We start from the raw sequence: 16443 nt of genomic DNA on the forward strand, positions 1-16443 counted from the left end.
GCGGGCGCGCAGCGGCCGCGCCGCCGAAAGCCGCGCTTGGGAGGCTCCCGCATCCCAAGCGCCAGCAAAGGCGTCAGCCCAGCCGGTCCAATACCGCCTGCGCGGCCCGCAGGCCCGGGGCAGCGCCGCCAAGCCCCAACCGCTGCATGGTCAGCGCCATCGCCTCCTGCTGAGCCGCGGGGTTGTCCTGAACCGCCTGGAGCGCCGCGGCGATCTTATCCGCCGTGCAGTCGGGGCCAAGGCACTCCGGCACCACGCGGGTCTCGCTGACCAGATTGACCAGCGTCACCGTGTCGATCAGCGCCATGCGTTTCATGATCTGCCAGGTCAGCCATTGGAACCGGTAGGCAATCACCATTGGCGTAGCCGCCGCCGCAAGCTCCAGCGAGACCGTGCCCGAGGCGGCCAGCGCCAGCTCCGCCCCGGCAAAGGCGGCACGCTTATGCGCCTTGGCCCGTTCGGGCAGGAAGCGCCCGGGGTCGATCATCACCGTGCCTGCCGGCCAGTCTGACAGAGCCTGCTGCACCATGGCCGCTACCGGCGCCGCGGCGGGCACGACAACGCGGTATCCGGGATGCTGGTCTGCAAACCGTTTAAGCGCTTCGCCGAAGACCGGCGCCAGCCGCCCGACCTCGGAACGGCGGGACCCGGGCAGTGCAAGCACGAAGGGCGCATCCCCCAGTCCGAACTCCGCCCGCAGCGCCGAGATTTCATCGGCTGTTGCCTGCGGTTCCGCCACCACCGGGTGGCCGACAAAATCGCAGGCCATGCCGGCCGCTTCCATATAGGGCGGCTCAAACGGCAGAAGCGCCAGCACATGGTCGATCACTTCGGCCATATGTGCGGCCCTCTTGGGCCGCCAGGCCCAGACCGAGGGCGCCACGTAATGCACGGTTCGGATGCGACTGCGCGCCTTTACCAACCGCGCGACGCGCAGGGAGAAATCCGGGCTGTCGATGGTGATCAACACGTCCGGCTCGCTGTCCAGCACCGCCTGCGCGGTTTCCCGGGTCCGCCGCTTCAGGTGACGGTACTTGGGCAGCACCTCGGCCAGCCCCATCACCGACAGCTCGTCCATCGCAAAGCGCGAGACCAGCCCCTGCTCCGCCATCAGCGGGCCGCCGATGCCGTCGAACTGCACCCCCGGAGCCAGCTCATGCAGCCCCGCCATCAATGCCCCGCCCAGCCGGTCGCCCGAAGGCTCTCCCGCCAGAATGAACACCCGAAGGCTCATGGTGCGCGCAGCCACAGAAACAGGCCCAGCCGGTCGCAGGCGGCAATCACCGCCGGCTGGTCCAGCACGATGACACCGCCCGCCTCCAGCACGATGCCGGACAGCCCGGCCCGCGCCGCGGCCTCGACCGTCTGGACGCCAACGGCCGGCAGATCGGCGCGGCGGTCCTGGTCCGGTTTCGGCGCCTTGAACATCAGCCCGCCCTGCCCGTCCGGACGCTGCGCCAGCGAGGCGAGCATCCAGTCGGTGCCAAAGACGTTCTCCACCGCAATCGCCTGACGCTTGCGCACCGCGCAGGACTGACCGATGTCGGCCGCGCTCATGGCAGCGACGATCTCCGCCCCGCGTTCGGCGTCGGCCTTGTCCAGCGCGCCCGGCTGCACCTGAGTCGGCACGCCCTCCGCCATCAGCAGATCGGGTGCCACCTCATGGGCGGCGCGCACGGCAAAGCCCGACTGTTCGAAAATTCCGATCACCGCCCGCAGCGCGCCATCGTCGCCCGCACCCAAGGCCGCCTGCAGCGCAGGCACCAGCGGCAAGGTCGCGGCATCAATCGCCGACGGGTCGATGGAGGGCCGCTGCACAGCACCCGCGAGGCAGATTTCCGTGACCTGCGCCGCCTTCAACCGTTCGATGAAGGAGCCCAGCTGCTCAAGGCGGAAGGAGATTTCCCAATCCACCTGATCCGGTTCAGAGCCCTCCATCGCGCAGATCAGCGGGCGCCCCGGTACGCAGGCGGCAACCTCGGCCGGCAGATGGCCGGTTCCTGCAATCAGTGCCAGCATTGCCTCAGCCTCCCGGCGTCAGAAATGACCGATCGCTGGCACCGGTGATGAAGGCGACGATTTCCTGAACGTATTGGCTGTCGCTTTCATCGCCCAGCCGCCGCGCGCGTTCCTGGAACGTGCCCTCGCCCTGCGCCAGCATCTGGAACGCCGCCCGCAGCGCGGTGATGTCAGCGCGGGTCACGCCGCGGCGCTTCAGCCCGACGAGGTTCAGCCCGTCCAGCTCGCCGCGCGGCGCCTGCACCAGACCGTAGGGGATCACGTCGTTGGTCACCATGGTGACCGCGCCGATGATGGCCCCGCGGCCGATGCGCACCCATTGATGGATGCCGGACAGCCCGCCGATGATGACGTCATCTTCCAGCACGCAATGGCCCGCAACGGCGGCCGAGTTCACCACGATCACGCGGTCGCCCACCTGCGCATCATGCGCGATGTGGCAGCCCGCCATGAACAGCCCGTCGTCTCCGATGCGGGTGATGCCGCCACCGCCCTCGGTGCCGGCATTCACCGTCACGTGTTCGCGGATGCGGTTGCGCTTGCCGATCACGGTTCTGCACTTTTCACCCTTGAACTTCAGATCCTGAGGGATCTCGCCCAGAACCGCGAAGGGGAAGACCACGGTCTCGTCGCCGATCTCTGTGTCGCCGGTGATGACCACATGGGATTTCAGCACCACCCGGTCGCCCAAAACCACGTCCGGGCCGACCACGCAGAACGGGCCGATTTCGCAGCCCTCGCCGATCCTGGCTCCGTCATCGATAATGGCGCTCGGGTGGATGCTGCTCATCTCAGGCCTCTTCGCTTTGACGGTCGACCATGGCGGTGAACTCGGCCTCGGCTGCGACCTCGCCGTCGACAGTGGCGCGACCGGTGAACTTGAAAATCTTGCCGCCCGGCTTGCCGCGCACAGTTTCGACCTGCATTTCCAGCACGTCGCCGGGCACCACCTTGCGGCGGAATTTGCACTTGTCGATATTCATGAAATAGATCAGCAGATCGGTATCGACCATATCCATGCCGACCCCCAGCATCACCCCGGCGGTCTGCGCCATCGCCTCGACGATGGTGACGCCCGGCATGATCGGCGTGCCGGGGAAGTGACCCTGGAAATGCGGCTCGTTCATGGTGACATTCTTGATGCCCCGGGCCGATTTGTAGCTGTCGATGTCGACCACCTTGTCGACCAGAAGAAACGGATAGCGGTGCGGCAGAATCCGCTGGATCAGTTGAATGTCGGCGCTCTTCAGCTCGGTGGTCATGCGTGATTTCCCATGTTCGTCAAATGTGCTGTGCCGTCCCTAGCAAGCAGGCGGGCTTTGGGCAAGTTCGCCGGTTCAGGGCGCGCTCTCGCCTGCGTCGGCGCCATCGCCGAGAACCGCGTCGATGCGTTCGATCGCAAGCCCCGTGATATCGGCGGCTTCGGCGCTGAGAAACACCGAGGAATGGTCAAGAATCGCCCCGGCGCCGGTCTCTGCCAAGATTTGCTGCAACACCGGCAGCGACGCGTTCAGGAACTCGCGTCGGGCCTTTTCGCCCATCTGGTTAATTTCGCGCAGTTTCTGGTCTTGGCGGCGACGGGTATCCTGCACCTTCTGGTCAAAGGCATCCGCCAGCGCACGAAACGCCTCTGGCTCCATCTCATTGCGCCGTCGGGTCAGCTCCAGCTCCTCGGCGCGCAGCTCCGCCTCGATGCGGCGGTTCTCTGCGGTCAGCACGGCGCCTTCGGCCTCGATCTCACGCTCGACCCGGCGGCCAAAGGCGCTCTGCGAAAACAGACGATCCGGTTGAATGGTCAGGATCCCGCTTTGCGGCAGACCCAGTTGGTACTCGGCGGTGCTCCCCAGCGTTTGCGGCGGCGTCAACGCTCCGGTGCCGCCGGACAGCGCCTGCGCGTGTGCCAGTGCGGCTGGCACAAGCACAAACGCCCCTGCCAGCCAGGTTTTCGTCACGATGCCCCGCACTTGCACCCGATCAGAACCGCGCCTGCAAGGTCAGGTCGAAGTTCTGCTCCTCGTCAAAGTCCTCTTTCTGCAAGGCTTTTGAGAAATTAAACCGCAGCGGGCCAATACCTGTGGTCCACAACAGGGACACCCCGATCACATGGCGGAAGGAACGTTGGTTGCCGACGACATTGCCAGCGGATGTGTTGGCATTCTCTAACCCCCACAGGCTGCCAACGTCATAGAACACGCCGCCACGCATGCCGATTTCCTCGGGCAGGCCCAGAGGGAATTCTGCATCGAACCGCGCAACTGCATAGTAATTGCCGCCCAGGAAGTCATTGTAGCCTGCGGACTGATCCCGCGGACCAATGCCACCGGGCTCGAAGCCGCGCATGATCGACGGCGTCAGGATGAATCGGTCCACAGACCGGCTGTTGCCATCGCTTTTCCAATGCAGCGACCCCGCCTCCAGGGTGGCCCGCAGGGTGACTTCCTCGTTGAAGACACGTGTCTGGGCAACCATCTTGGTGGTGGACTTGAGAAATTTGGAATCGCCGCCAAGTCCCGCGTAGTCGGCACCCACCTCGACCAGGAAGCCCGCGTTGGGGTCGAGTCCCGTCAGGCGGCTATCATAACGATAGGTGGCTCCGACGGCACTGGAACTGCGGGCGCCCTGGGCGATTTCGCTTTGAACAATTGGACCAGCCACGAAGGTACCGGTCCGCGTCCCGGCGATGAGCTCCTGATCGGTCTCAGTGTAGCGCATCTCGTCCTCGGCCCAGGTATAGCGCACCTGAAGGGTCGTATCCTCGCCGGTGTTGAACGTCAGCGCCGGGCGGAAGAAGATCCGCTTGGTCTCATATTCGGAATAGCTCGAGTCAGTCTCGTTCAAGCCCAGATCCAGATCAAACTGCAGATCGCGCCCCAACAAGTAGGGCTCAGTGAACCCCAGAATGTAGGAATCCGCCTCGGTCGCGGTTGCAAGCTGGAACGACAGCCGCTGGCCGCGCCCCAGAAAGTTGTTCTCGCTCAGGCCAACATTGATGCCGAAACCATCGGTGACAGAGTAGGAACCACCAAGGTTGAGCGAACCGGTCGGCTGTTCCTCGACATCTACGTCAACAACCATCTGATCCGACGCGCTGCCCTGACGTGTTTCCACGTCGGCATTGGCGAAATACCCCAGGGCACGGATGCGTTCGGCGCTGTTGCGGATGGAGCGGGGGTTGAATGGGTCGCCTTCCACAGTGCGGAACTGCTGGCGAATGACCCGGTCCAGCGTGGTTGTGTTGCCCTCGATGTCGATCCGTTCAACAAAGACCCGCGGGCCGCGCTTCAGGACGAATTCCACGTCCAGCGTCAGATCGCGGTCATTGCGCGTGATCCGCGGCTCGACCCGCAGGAAGTCGATCTCCTGCTTGACCCCGAGCCCTTCCAGACGGTCGATGGAGTTTTCGATCAGCGTCGGCGAATAAACGACGCCAGGCTTGACCTTCAGCACAGAGCGGAACACGTCAGCGTCAGCTTCGGGCATTTCGCTGGTGACGGAGATGTTTCCGAAACGGAATTGCTGCCCCTCTGTGACATCCACAACCAGGAACACCGCGTCGCGTTCCTGGGTAACCTCTGCGTTGGTGCTGTTGATGCGGAAATCGACGTACCCGCGCGACAGGTAAAAGTCGCGCAGCACCTGCTTGTCGAATTCCAGCCGATCCTCGATCAGCGTGTCGGAGCGGATGAACGTGCGCAGCAGGCCCGCCTGCTTGGTTTGCAGCACCCGGCGCAGACGACGGTCGGAATAGACCCGGTTGCCGGTAAAGGAGACGCGCTCGACCTCGATGGTGTCGCCTTCGGCAATTTCAAACACCAGATCGACGCGGTTGTTGTTGCGCCGAATGATCCGCGGTGTCACCCGCGAGGCCAGCCGCCCCTGAGAGCTGTAGAGTTCCGCAATTGCAGCGGCGTCGCGTTCGGCCACCGTCGGGTTGAACACCCGACGCGGCGCCGATTCAACCATCTGTGACAGCGCGTCGTCCTTGATGCGGTCGTTGCCTTCAAAGCTGATCTGACTGATGGTCGGGAATTCGGTCACCTTGATGACCAGCGTATTGCCGCGCGGCACCAGCTCGACTGTCTCAAATACACCACTGTCAAGGATGCGCTGGTACGCGTCGTTCAACTCACCCGCGCTGACGGACTGGCCCCGCTCCAGCCCGGTATAGGCCACGATCGTAGAGGTCTGGATGCGCTGGTTGCCCTCGACCTGAACCGTATTGAAACGATAGCTCTGCGCTTCGGCCATCTGCGGTGCGAAGGCATAGCCCAAGGCAACGGCCAGAGACAGAGCAGAAACTTTGCGATACAATATGTTGACGCCAGACTTGCGCGCCCCACAGGACTTGCCTGTGTTTTTCCCCCAAACCATTTTTCAGAACCCGATTATTATAGCAGCTTTGGCATGTGCGTAGCGGGTTTGAAAGCGGTTGTCAAAACCAACCAAGGCCGTTTGGGACTGTGACCTGCACCGTCTGACCAGGCGCAGGATCAGGGAATCACAACGTCGCCAGCCAGGTGCCCGCCGTCAGCGCGCCAAGGATGGTACACCCGGCCAGCGCCCGGTCCCAGTTCAGCCGAACCAACAGCCCCAAGCCACGGCAGGATTGTGTCAATGTCTGCATGATGCACCCCCGGTCTCACCCATCCCGGCGGTCACCGCAAAAGGCGGCACCGGCGGGTTGCCAAAAAGTTAACCGCGGATTGTGGCATCAGTTGGGCGCCGACATGGCAAGGATTGGCCGTCGGCGCCCGGATCAGCTCAGGTCAGGTCTCAGCAAAACAGGTCATTGCCCACGGCAAAGACCATCAGAGACAGCACGATGGCGATGCCAAAGGTCATCAGCACCCGCACCGCGCCATCGCTGGGCGGGCGACCGGTCACCGCCTCATAGGCGTAGAACATCAGATGGCCGCCATCCAGCGCCGGCACCGGAAACAGGTTCAGCAGGCCAACTGCGGTCGACAGCACTGCAATGAAGCGGATGAAGCTCTCGGCGCCCTGGCTGGCCATCGCACCGGAGGTTTCGGCAATGCCGATCGGGCCGGACAGATTGCAGGTGCTGATCGCACCGGTGATCATGTGCTTCAGACCCGAGATCGAGGTCTGCACCACGGCCCAGACCTGGTAGCTGCCCGCTGCCAATGCCTCACCGATACCGGCGGCATCCGTGGCCGGCTCAAACGCCATGCCGCCAATGATGCCGATGCGCCAGCGGGTGGCAAAGCCGCCGTCGGGCTGTGGCTCATCCGTGCGGCGCGGCGCCAGGGCCATCTCCACCACCTGCCCGTCCCGCCAGACGTCGAGCACCAGCACCCGGCCATCGGCGGCTTCGACATGCGTCTTCAGTTGATCAAACGACACCAGCGGGCTGCCATCCACCGCCACGATCACGTCCCCCGGCTGCAAGCCCGCGTCCGAGGCGGCGCTGCGGGGCGCCACTCCCCGCACATATGGCGGGTACAGATACGGGCCTTTCACCGTTGCCTCGGAGCCGTCACGGCGCACCACATACTCCAAGGGCTGCTGTTGCGGCAGACCGGTGCGGAATTCCTCCCAAGCGTCGGCATCACGGTAGCTGGGCACTGGCAGACCACCGGCGGAGATCAACTCATCCCCCGCCTGCAACTCCTGCGCGCTCTGCGGCAGTGTCACCATGTCACCTACCGTCAGCGGATCGCGCATCACCCCCTGGGACAGCGCAACGACGCTGAAAATCACGGCTGACATCACGAAGTTGAACACCGGCCCGGCTGCCACCGTGGCCGTGCGCGCCCACAGCGGCGCGCCGTGCATGGTGCGCCGCAGCGCCGCCGGGTCGTCGGCAACCGCCCGCATGGTGCCTGCGTCCTTGCCCGACGCCGCGTCTGCATCGCCCAGAAACTTGACATAGCCCCCAAAGGGCAGCGCCGCCACCTGCCAACGGGTGCCGCGCTTGTCCATCCGGCTCCACAGCACCGGGCCGAACCCCAGCGAGAACACCTCTGCGTGGATCCCGGACCAGCGGCCGACGATGTAATGGCCGTATTCATGCACCGCGACGATCACCGACAAAGCGATAACGAAGCTGGCAATCGTATACAGAAAACCGCCGAGCTGCGGCACAATGGCAACGAAGTCCAAGGGATCTATCCTATGCGTTTTGCGGCAGCCTGCGCTGCCTGTTTGCGGGCGAGATGGTCAACCCGGCCGACGTTATCAAGGGTCATCGCGGCGTCAATGAGGTCACAATCGCCTGACATCTGCGCCAGAACGGTTTCCACCACTGCCGCCATATCGGTAAAGCGGATGCGCCCGGCGATGAACTCATCCAGCGCCTGTTCCTTGGCGGCGTTAAAGGCCGCGCCCATCAGGCCACCGCGTGCCATCACGTCGCCAGCCAGCCGCAACGCCGGGTAACGCGCCGGATCGGGTGCGCGAAAGTTCAGCTGACCGATACGGCCCAAATCCAGCCGCTCCACCGGCAGGGTCTGGCGTTCGGGCCAGTGCAGCGCGTAACCGATGGCATGGCGCATGTCGGCGGCGCCGAGATGGGCCATCATCGCCCCATCATTGAAACCGACCAGCGCGTGAACCAGCGATTCGGGATGCACGAGCACCTCAATCTGATCCGGGCACACGCCAAAATATTCTCGCGTTTCAATGACCTCCAGCGCCTTGTTGAACATCGACGCGCTGTCGATGGTGATCCGCTGGCCCATGTCCCAGTTGGGATGCGAGGACGCCTGCGCCAGGGTAGCGTTTGGCAGATCTGCCAGCGGCCAGTCGCGAAAGGCCCCGCCGGAAGCGGTGATGATGATCCGCTCAACCGCGCTGATGTCCTCGCCCACCAGCCCCTGGAACACCGCCGAATGTTCGCTGTCAACGGGCAGCAGCCGGGCGCCATATCGTTTTGCGGTCTGCAACAGAAGTGGCCCGGCGCAGACCAGCGACTCCTTGTTGGCCAGCGCCAGGGTGGTACCGTGTTTCAGCGCCTCCAGCCCCGGTGCCAGACCTGCCGCGCCAACGATGGCCGACATGATCCAGTCCGCGGGCCGCGCCGCCGCCTCCAGCAACGCCGCCTGCCCCGCCGCAGCCGCAACGCTCGACCCCGCCAGCGCCGCGCGCAGCTGCGGCAGGTGTCTGTCATAGGCGGTCACCGCAATATCGGCGCGCAGCGCAATTGCGTCCTGCGCCAGCCGGGCAATATTGGCCCCGCCGGTCAGCGCCACCACATCATAGGCGTCGGGCGCGCGGCGGATCAGGTCGATGGTGTTTTGCCCAATCGACCCGGTGGCCCCGAATATCGAGATCTTGCGCATGCTACGTCCTGTCTGGTCAGCCCCAGAGGGCGGTCACGACCAGATACATGGCCGCCGCCCCCAGCATGCCGTCGAACCGGTCAAACAGCCCGCCGTGGCCGGGGATGAGATTGCTGGAATCCTTGACCCCCGTCTTGCGCTTCAGTGCGCTTTCGGCGACGTCACCCGCCTGGCTGGCCATTGACAACAGCACCGAAAGCACGACGATGCCTGCGCCCTCGTTCAGCCACAGCGCAAAGCCGACCCCCACCACCGCCGCCGTCAGCCAACCGGCCGCGGTGCCGCTCCATGTCTTCTTGGGACTGACCCGCGGCCAGAACTTTGGCCCGCCAATGGCCTTGCCCGCAAAATAGCCCGCCACATCCGTGGCCACCACCACGCTGACCAGCCACAGCATCCGGATCAGACCCGTGTCAGGCTGGCTGCGCAGCCAGATAAAGCCAAACCCCGCCAGCATCACCCACAGGGCAAATCCGGTGAAATGCTGCCGGTTCTGACGGATCTGGCCGAACCCGACGGACACCGGCGCCGCCAACACGGGCAGAACCCAGGCCACCGGTAGGAAGGACGCCAGCAGCACCGCAACGCCAGAGACCGCCCCCAGTTGCAGCGGCAGGCCGCGCCGCTCAGGGGCCAGCATCCGCAGCAGCTCCCAGATCATCCCACCGCAGCAAAGCGCAATCAGCACATTGAAAACCAAACCGCCAGCCCAGACGGCCCAACCCCCCAGTCCCAGCATGACCAAGGCCGACAGCACCCGGGGCATCAGATCCGCCCAGCGACCTCTGGTACCGCCGCTCATGACTTGACGGCTCCGAACCGGCGCTCGCGGCGGCCAAAGCCACGGCACAGACGGCCCAGCTCCTCGGCGGTGAAATCCGGCCACAACGTGTCGATGAATTCATACTCTGCATAGGCCGACTGCCACAGCAGGAAATTCGAGATCCGCGCCTCGCCGCTGGTGCGGATCACCAAATCCGGATCCGGCAGCACATGGGTATCGAGGTAGCGCGGCAGCGTTTCAACGTCGACGTCATCGGGGTTCAGCCGCCCCGCAGCCACATCCCGCGCCAGCCGCTGGGTTGCGCGGGCCACTTCGTCGCGGCCGCCGTAATTCAACGCTATGGTCAACTGGGTCCCGTCATTGCCGCTGGTCTTGTGTTCCAGCTTGTCCATCAGGTCGATCAGCTTGGCATCCAGCCGCACCCGATCGCCAATGAACCGCACCCGCACGTTGCGCTCCGCCAGGGCGTTCATCTCCTTGGAGATATAGCGGCGAAACAGGCTCATCAGGCCCGCGACCTCTGTCTGGGTGCGCTTCCAGTTCTCGGTCGAGAAGGCAAAGATGGTCAGGTATTCCACGCCCAGATCCGGGCAGCACTCAACAACTTCGCGCACCCGACGCGCGCCAGCATGGTGACCAAACAGGCGCGGCCGTCCGCGGGCCTGCGCCCAGCGGCCATTGCCGTCCATGATGATCGCCACGTGGCGTGGCCCGGTGCGCACTGCCGGAGTTTCGCCGGCAGCACTCATTTGCGGATTGGGTTCTTGCGGCATGCTGTGCCGTCAGACCTGCATGATCTCGGCCTGTTTGGCCTCAAGCGCATCATCCACAACCTTGATCATCTTGTCGGTCAGCTCCTGCACCTCGGCTTCCCAGAATTTCTGGTCGTCCTCGGACATGCCGTCCGCCTTGGCTTTCTTGATCTGGTCCATGCCGTCGCGGCGCACATTGCGGATCGACACGCGGGCGTGCTCGGCATACTGGCCCGCGACCTTGGTCAGCTCGCGGCGGCGTTCCTCGTTCAGCTCCGGGATCGGCAGCATGATGATGGTGCCGTTGAGCTGCGGATTGATCCCCAAGCCGGATTCGCGGATCGCTTTTTCCACTTTGCCGACCAGGCCCTTGTCCCAGACGTTGATGGTCACCATGCGCGGTTCCGGCACGTTGACGGTGCCAACCTGGTTAATTGGCGTCATGGACCCATAGGCATCCACCATCACCGGCTCCAGCATCGAGGCCGAGGCCCGACCGGTGCGCAAGGAGGCAAATTCGGTCCGCAGATTGGCCATCGCGCCATCCATGCGGCGTTTCAGATCGTCGGTATCCAGTTCAAAATCATCAGACATGCTGCTCTCTCCCCTTATCTGAGGCGGTCTTCCCTTGGCTCATAAGCCATTGCCGGGCCGATGTATAGCGATCATGGCGAGGATTCGCAGCCAGCGCCAGCACTCCAGCCGGTGCTTACCGGGCCGCATGATCCCCTGCCACGGGGTGTATGCACAGGACTCTGCCGCACCGCGCCAACCATCCTGCAAAAGAAACGCGGGCCCAGATCAGAGCCCGCGTCAAACCTGGTGCGAGCCAAGGCCATCACAGACCCTGGCAGACCACCTGCGACGGCAGGCTCAGCCCTGAACCTTTGTATAGGTTCCTTTGCCCGACAGGATTCCGCGGAAGCCGCCCGGCTCATCCAGCGGGAACACGATCAGTGGCAGGTTGTTGTCGCGCGCCAGCGCAATCGCCGACGCATCCATCACCTTCAGCCGCTTGGCAAAGACATCGTCATAGCTGATTTCGTCATAGCGGACCGCGTCGGGGTGTTCCTTGGGGTCTTTGTCGTAGACACCGTCGACCCCGTTCTTGCCCATGAAGATCGCCTCGCAGGCCATTTCATTCGCCCGCAAGGTCGCTGCGGTATCGGTGGTGAAATAGGGGTTGCCGGTTCCGGCGGCAAAAATGCAGACCCGCTTCTTTTCCAGGTGGCGCACGGCGCGGCGGCGGATATAGGGTTCTGCCACCTCATCCATGCGAATGGCGGAAATCACGCGGGTGAAGACGCCCAAGCCTTCCAGCGCCGACTGCATCGCCAGCGCGTTCATCACCGTGGCCAGCATCCCCATGTAATCCGCCGTGGTGCGCTCCATCCCCTGGGCCGAACCCGACAGCCCGCGAAAGATGTTGCCACCACCGATGACCATGCAGATCTCGACGCCCATCTCCTGCACCGATTTCACCTCGCGGGCGATCCGCTGCACGGTCGGCGGATGCAGACCGTACCCCTGATCCCCCATCAAGGCCTCACCCGAGATTTTCAGCATGACGCGGTTGTAGGCGGCGGCCGGAGTGTGCTCCGGCTTGTCTTGCGGTTGAGGCATGTTGCGCTCCAGAAGATGTGAGGGTTAGTTTGGCCGCAAAATGGATCAAATCGCCGTGGGATTCAATGCACACGGCGCGGTTTGGACGCAGATTTGCGCAGACCGCCAGAGAAACGGACGACACCAGCATGCAACTGCCCGAAATTGCCCCGGACTTGCCGGTCCTGATCGCCGGGCCCACCGCCTCCGGAAAATCCGCGCTGGCGCTGGAGATCGCCCAACGCCACGGCGGCGTCATCGTCAATGCCGATGCCAGCCAGGTCTATGACTGCTGGCGGGTGATCACCGCCCGCCCTTCTGCCGCCGAGGAAGCGGCCATGCCGCATGCGCTCTATGGTCATCAGCCCTATGATGCGACCTACTCTGCCGGACACTGGCTGCGCGAGGTGCTGCCGCTACTGCGGGGCGGCGCGCGGCCGATCATCGTCGGCGGCACCGGGCTGTACTTTACCGCGCTGACCGAGGGCATGGCCGAGATCCCCGCCACCCCTGCGGCGGTGCGCACCGAGGCCGACGCCATGTCTTTGGACGACCTGCTGGCCGGGCTGGACGCTGAGACCGCCGCCCGGATTGATGTGCGGAACCGCGCCCGCGTGCAGCGCGCCTGGGAGGTGTTGCGCGCCACCGGCCGGCCGCTGGCCAGCTGGCAGGACGACACCCCGGCGCCTGCGCTGCCACTGTCGCGATGTACTGCGCTGGTGCTGAATTCGGACAAGACCTGGCTTGAGGCCCGCATCCGCCGCCGGTTCGAACAAATGCTGGCGCAGGGCGCGATGGCGGAAATCGAGGCGATGCAGCACCGCTATGATCCCGACCTGCCCTCATGCAAGGCGATCGGAGTGCCGGAGCTGATGGCCTATGCAGCCGGGCAGATCTGCCTGGAGACAGCCAAGGAACGTGCCGCCATCGCCACCCGGCAGTTCGCCAAGCGCCAGCGCAGCTGGTTTCGCGCCCGCATGAAGGCCTGGCAGCCGCTAACCCTGCCCTGAGCGCCACCGGGTTCGCAGGCTGCGCGATGTGGCGCGGCCAAGCCCCCCCGATGCGCTGCCCTACGTTCCCCATCGGATTTCTGCCGCATTTGACGAAAACTTGCCCGAATCACCCGTTTCATGGCTGTTTCGGTGCATTCTATTTATTTGTGAACCGATACAGATGCCATTTGATCCCAGTTTTTCACGGGACATTCAGGTCACCCCGCTAATCCGGCTTGCGCCGAACGGTGCGTGGCAGACCGGCTTGTCCCACACCCGGCGGAGCCATCTGCTGATCTGGGTCACCCGTGGCCAGGGGCGCATCTGCGTCGACGGCGTCCACCGCGGCTTTGGCCCGCATCATGCAATCTACATCCCCGCCGGAACGCTATGGTCCGCTGACTTCACCCGCCAATGCTTGGGCCAGGTGCTGGAGATGACCGGCCCGCCGCTGCCGCCCTTTCCAGAGGAGGCGCTGCACAAACGGCTGACCAACTTACAGGAGCAGACCCGGCTGAGCACGCTCTACGAATCCATCAGCCGCGAACAGGCGGCGCGGGCACCGCAGTGGCAACTGGCAGTTCATGCGCTGGGCCAGCTGGCGGCGATCACCCTCGAACGCCAGCCCAATGCCAGCCCGGAGCCGGGTCGGCGCACGGCCGCCCGGCGGCTGAGCCGCGCCTATAGCCGCCGCATTGCTGAGCACCCCGGCGCCCAGGCCTGCATGGCCGACCATGCCGCGGCACTGTCCGTGACGCCGACCCACCTCACCCGCGTCTGCAAAGCGGAAACCGGCCGCACCGCCGCCGCACTCCTGACCGAGCACCAGTTGCACGCGGCCCGTTCTCTGCTGATTTGCGGCGATCTGCCAATCCGCGACATCGCCACCCGGCTGGGGTTCGGCAGTGCCGCCTACTTCACCCGCTTCATCTCGCAGCACACCGGAAAGACCCCCAGCGCCCTGCGCAAACAGGCGCAGCCCGCCCGCTGAGCCGCGCCTTGCCATCCGCCTGTCGCGGCCGCGTGCCCGGTCCCCCCTGTCCCGGTCGCCGGACCTGCATCGTGCCCCGAAATACCACCGCGCCAACCAAAACCGACACCCTAGATGTCGTATTTTGCACCTGAAACAGCGAAACTGTTCATTGACGAAACGGCTTATCTCTGCCCGAATACCGTCATGGGGAAAGATTAATACAATAAATCCAACGCACCCGCCCGGTTACGGGCCGGGCCTTTTCCGGTTTGAGAAACGGAAATGCACACAGAACCAGGGAGACCCACATGACCAAGGACACCAGCACTGCCGCCCCGATTCACTGGGCCGCCAGGATGCACGCCAGAGAAGTCCTGGACGGAAAACTGGACCGACGCGAATTCCTGAGCCGCGCAACCGCGCTGGGGGTCAGCGCCACTGCGGCCTACGGTCTGCTTGGCCTCGCGGCGCCGGTTCGCGCCGCCGACGACGCCCAGCAGGGCGGCACCCTGCGCATGCAGATGGAGGTGCGCGCGCTGAAGGATCCACGTACCTTCGACTGGACCCAGATCGCCACCTTCACCGCCGGCTGGCTGGAATATTTGGTGGAATACAACAGCGACGGTTCCTTCGCGCCAATGCTGCTGGAAAGCTGGGAAGCCAATGACGACGCCACCGAATTCACCCTGAATGTGCGCAAGGGCGTAAAATGGAACAACGGCGATGACTTCACCGCCGAAGACGTGGCCCGCAACATCATCGGCTGGTGCGACAAGAGCGTCGAGGGCAATTCGATGGCGGGCCGCATGGCCTCTTTGATCGATGCCGACAGCGGCAAGGTTGCCGAGGGCGCCATCACCGTGGCCGACAGCCACACCGTGATTCTGCGCCCGCAGACACCCGACATCACCCTGATCCCGGGCATGGCCGATTATCCGGCGGCGATCACCCACGCCAACCACGACCCGGCCACCATGCTGGAGAACCCGCTCGGCACCGGCTACATGCTGCCCGAACTGCTGGAGGTGGGCGTCAAAGGCGTTCTGGTGCGTAACGAAGACCACCCGTGGTGGGGATACGAGGCCGGCAAGGGTGGCTATCTCGACCGGATCGAATTCATCGACTACGGCACCGATCCGGCGGCCTTCCTCGCAGCCTATGAGGCCGAGGAAATCGACATGAACTGGGAATCGGTGGGGGAATATGTCGACATCTTCGACGGCATCGGCCTGACCCGCTCGGAAATCCCCTCGGGCTTTACCATCGTGATCCGGCCCAACCAGCTGGCTGAGGTCGACGGCAAGAAACCCTATGCCGACAAGCGCGTCCGTCAGGCGCTGGCGATGGCCGTGGACAACGCCGTCTGCCTGGAGCTGGGGATGTCCGGCTATGGCATTGTTGCCGAGAACTGCCACGTCGGCCCGATGCATCCGGAACATGATCCCAGCGTGACCCGGATTCCCTATGACCCCGAGAAAGCGCGGGCGCTGATGGAAGAGGCCGGGATGATCGACTTTGAGCATGAGCTGCTGTCGATTGACGACGACTGGCGCAAGAACACCACTGATGCGGTCGCCGCGCAGCTGCGCGACGCGGGCTTCAAGGTGAAACGCACCATCCTGCCCGGCTCCACCTTCTGGAACGACTGGGTGAAATACCCGTTCTCCTCAACCAACTGGAACCACCGCCCGCTGGGGGTGCAGATCCTGGCGCTTGCCTACCGCTCGGGCGAAGCCTGGAACGAAGCCGGCTTTGCCAACGAGGAGTTCGATGCGCTGCTGTCAGAGGCGAACTCGATTGCGGACGCCGATAAGCGCCGCGAGGTGATGAGCAAGCTTCAGGCGATCATGATCGAGGAAGGCGTCACCATCCAGCCCTACTGGCGCACCGCGATCCGCCATCATACCGATGCGGTGACTGGCGTCGACAAGCATATCGCCGACCTGCCCCAGCTGTACAAATGGGCCCGCAAGGCCTGAGCTGACCCCACCGGCCACCCCTGACGGGCGGCCGGTGGATT

At 64.4% G+C, this 16443-nt stretch carries 16 protein-coding genes; 3 read left to right on the plus strand and 13 right to left on the minus strand.

All coding sequences use genetic code 11. The annotated features are described in order from the left end of the window. Positions 1-73 precede the first annotated feature (73 nt). The 13 genes from lpxB to pyrH all read right to left on the minus strand — a co-directional run bounded on the left by lpxB (position 74) and on the right by pyrH (position 12479). Positions 74-1234 (minus strand): lipid-A-disaccharide synthase, encoded by a 1161-nt coding sequence (lpxB, locus tag AC0IPL_RS09010; RefSeq protein WP_474273757.1) that lies wholly within the window; start codon positions 1232-1234, stop codon positions 74-76. Then, positions 1231-2019, minus strand: coding sequence for an LpxI family protein (locus tag AC0IPL_RS09015; protein WP_474273760.1), 789 nt, complete (start codon positions 2017-2019; stop codon positions 1231-1233). The genes lpxB and AC0IPL_RS09015 overlap by 4 nt, the downstream gene beginning before the upstream one ends. A 4-nt stretch (positions 2020-2023) precedes the next feature. Then, positions 2024-2809, minus strand: a complete 786-nt coding sequence (gene lpxA, locus AC0IPL_RS09020) for an acyl-ACP--UDP-N-acetylglucosamine O-acyltransferase (protein ID WP_474273762.1) — start codon at positions 2807-2809, stop codon at positions 2024-2026. 1 nt (position 2810) lies between these two features. After that, positions 2811-3281: a 3-hydroxyacyl-ACP dehydratase FabZ gene (fabZ, locus tag AC0IPL_RS09025; protein WP_474273764.1), complete on the minus strand. Its 471-nt coding sequence runs from the start codon at positions 3279-3281 to the stop codon at positions 2811-2813. Between the two features lie 75 nt (positions 3282-3356). Then, positions 3357-3905 (minus strand): OmpH/Skp family outer membrane protein, encoded by a 549-nt coding sequence (locus AC0IPL_RS09030; protein WP_474273838.1) that lies wholly within the window; start codon positions 3903-3905, stop codon positions 3357-3359. Positions 3906-3993: 88 nt separating this feature from the next. Next, on the minus strand, positions 3994-6390 hold the full coding sequence (gene bamA / locus AC0IPL_RS09035) for an outer membrane protein assembly factor BamA (RefSeq protein ID WP_474273767.1): 2397 nt from the start codon (positions 6388-6390) through the stop codon (positions 3994-3996). Positions 6391-6517: 127 nt separating this feature from the next. Beyond that, positions 6518-6643, minus strand: a complete 126-nt coding sequence (locus AC0IPL_RS09040; protein ID WP_474273768.1) for a hypothetical protein — start codon at positions 6641-6643, stop codon at positions 6518-6520. Between the two features lie 149 nt (positions 6644-6792). Further along, positions 6793-8142: an RIP metalloprotease RseP gene (gene rseP, locus AC0IPL_RS09045; protein ID WP_474273770.1), complete on the minus strand. Its 1350-nt coding sequence runs from the start codon at positions 8140-8142 to the stop codon at positions 6793-6795. A 5-nt stretch (positions 8143-8147) separates the two neighbouring features. Further along, the gene (dxr, locus tag AC0IPL_RS09050) at positions 8148-9320 is read right to left on the minus strand and encodes a 1-deoxy-D-xylulose-5-phosphate reductoisomerase (RefSeq protein ID WP_474273772.1); all 1173 of its coding nucleotides are present in this window, start codon (positions 9318-9320) and stop codon (positions 8148-8150) included. A gap of 16 nt (positions 9321-9336) precedes the next feature. Continuing rightward, positions 9337-10122: a phosphatidate cytidylyltransferase gene (locus tag AC0IPL_RS09055; RefSeq protein WP_474273773.1), complete on the minus strand. Its 786-nt coding sequence runs from the start codon at positions 10120-10122 to the stop codon at positions 9337-9339. Then, positions 10119-10853, minus strand: a complete 735-nt coding sequence (locus AC0IPL_RS09060) for an isoprenyl transferase (protein WP_474273775.1) — start codon at positions 10851-10853, stop codon at positions 10119-10121. Before AC0IPL_RS09060 ends, AC0IPL_RS09055 begins: the two co-directional genes overlap by 4 nt. Positions 10854-10886: 33 nt before the next feature. Continuing rightward, positions 10887-11450 carry a ribosome recycling factor gene (gene frr, locus AC0IPL_RS09065; RefSeq protein ID WP_474273776.1) on the minus strand — a complete coding sequence of 188 codons (564 nt, stop codon included), beginning with the start codon at positions 11448-11450 and terminating at the stop codon, positions 10887-10889. Between the two features lie 279 nt (positions 11451-11729). Beyond that, positions 11730-12479: a UMP kinase gene (gene pyrH, locus AC0IPL_RS09070; RefSeq protein ID WP_474273778.1), complete on the minus strand. Its 750-nt coding sequence runs from the start codon at positions 12477-12479 to the stop codon at positions 11730-11732. Positions 12480-12607: 128 nt separating this feature from the next. Here pyrH and miaA point away from each other — a divergent pair, with 128 nt between their 5' ends. The 3 genes from miaA (at position 12608) to AC0IPL_RS09085 (ending at position 16402) form a co-directional block, all read left to right on the plus strand. Then, the gene (gene miaA, locus AC0IPL_RS09075) at positions 12608-13468 is read left to right on the plus strand and encodes a tRNA (adenosine(37)-N6)-dimethylallyltransferase MiaA (RefSeq protein ID WP_474273780.1); all 861 of its coding nucleotides are present in this window, start codon (positions 12608-12610) and stop codon (positions 13466-13468) included. A gap of 163 nt (positions 13469-13631) precedes the next feature. After that, a complete protein-coding gene (locus AC0IPL_RS09080; RefSeq protein ID WP_474273781.1) occupies positions 13632-14441 on the plus strand; it encodes a helix-turn-helix transcriptional regulator in 810 nt (269 codons plus the stop codon). A gap of 290 nt (positions 14442-14731) precedes the next feature. Then, positions 14732-16402: an ABC transporter substrate-binding protein gene (locus AC0IPL_RS09085; RefSeq protein WP_474273782.1), complete on the plus strand. Its 1671-nt coding sequence runs from the start codon at positions 14732-14734 to the stop codon at positions 16400-16402. The last annotated feature ends 41 nt before the right edge of the window (positions 16403-16443 follow it).

It is taken from the genome of Leisingera sp. SA32 (assembly GCF_056033425.1).

Excerpts from the sequence above, each read along its gene's own strand:
- lpxB (WP_474273757.1), bottom strand. The coding sequence starts at position 1,234 with ATGAGCCTTCGGGTGTTCATTCTGGCGGGAGAGCCTTCGGGCGACCGG.
- fabZ (WP_474273764.1), bottom strand. The coding sequence starts at position 3,281 with ATGACCACCGAGCTGAAGAGCGCCGACATTCAACTGATCCAGCGGATT.
- AC0IPL_RS09055 (WP_474273773.1), bottom strand. The coding sequence starts at position 10,122 with ATGAGCGGCGGTACCAGAGGTCGCTGGGCGGATCTGATGCCCCGGGTG.
- AC0IPL_RS09040 (WP_474273768.1), bottom strand. The coding sequence starts at position 6,643 with ATGCAGACATTGACACAATCCTGCCGTGGCTTGGGGCTGTTGGTTCGG.
- AC0IPL_RS09060 (WP_474273775.1), bottom strand. The coding sequence starts at position 10,853 with ATGAGTGCTGCCGGCGAAACTCCGGCAGTGCGCACCGGGCCACGCCAC.
- AC0IPL_RS09080 (WP_474273781.1), top strand. The coding sequence starts at position 13,632 with ATGCCATTTGATCCCAGTTTTTCACGGGACATTCAGGTCACCCCGCTA.
- dxr (WP_474273772.1), bottom strand. The coding sequence starts at position 9,320 with ATGCGCAAGATCTCGATATTCGGGGCCACCGGGTCGATTGGGCAAAAC.
- frr (WP_474273776.1), bottom strand. The coding sequence starts at position 11,450 with ATGTCTGATGATTTTGAACTGGATACCGACGATCTGAAACGCCGCATG.
- lpxA (WP_474273762.1), bottom strand. The coding sequence starts at position 2,809 with ATGAGCAGCATCCACCCGAGCGCCATTATCGATGACGGAGCCAGGATC.
- miaA (WP_474273780.1), top strand. The coding sequence starts at position 12,608 with ATGCAACTGCCCGAAATTGCCCCGGACTTGCCGGTCCTGATCGCCGGG.
- pyrH (WP_474273778.1), bottom strand. The coding sequence starts at position 12,479 with ATGCCTCAACCGCAAGACAAGCCGGAGCACACTCCGGCCGCCGCCTAC.
- AC0IPL_RS09085 (WP_474273782.1), top strand. The coding sequence starts at position 14,732 with ATGACCAAGGACACCAGCACTGCCGCCCCGATTCACTGGGCCGCCAGG.
- bamA (WP_474273767.1), bottom strand. The coding sequence starts at position 6,390 with ATGGTTTGGGGGAAAAACACAGGCAAGTCCTGTGGGGCGCGCAAGTCT.
- AC0IPL_RS09015 (WP_474273760.1), bottom strand. The coding sequence starts at position 2,019 with ATGCTGGCACTGATTGCAGGAACCGGCCATCTGCCGGCCGAGGTTGCC.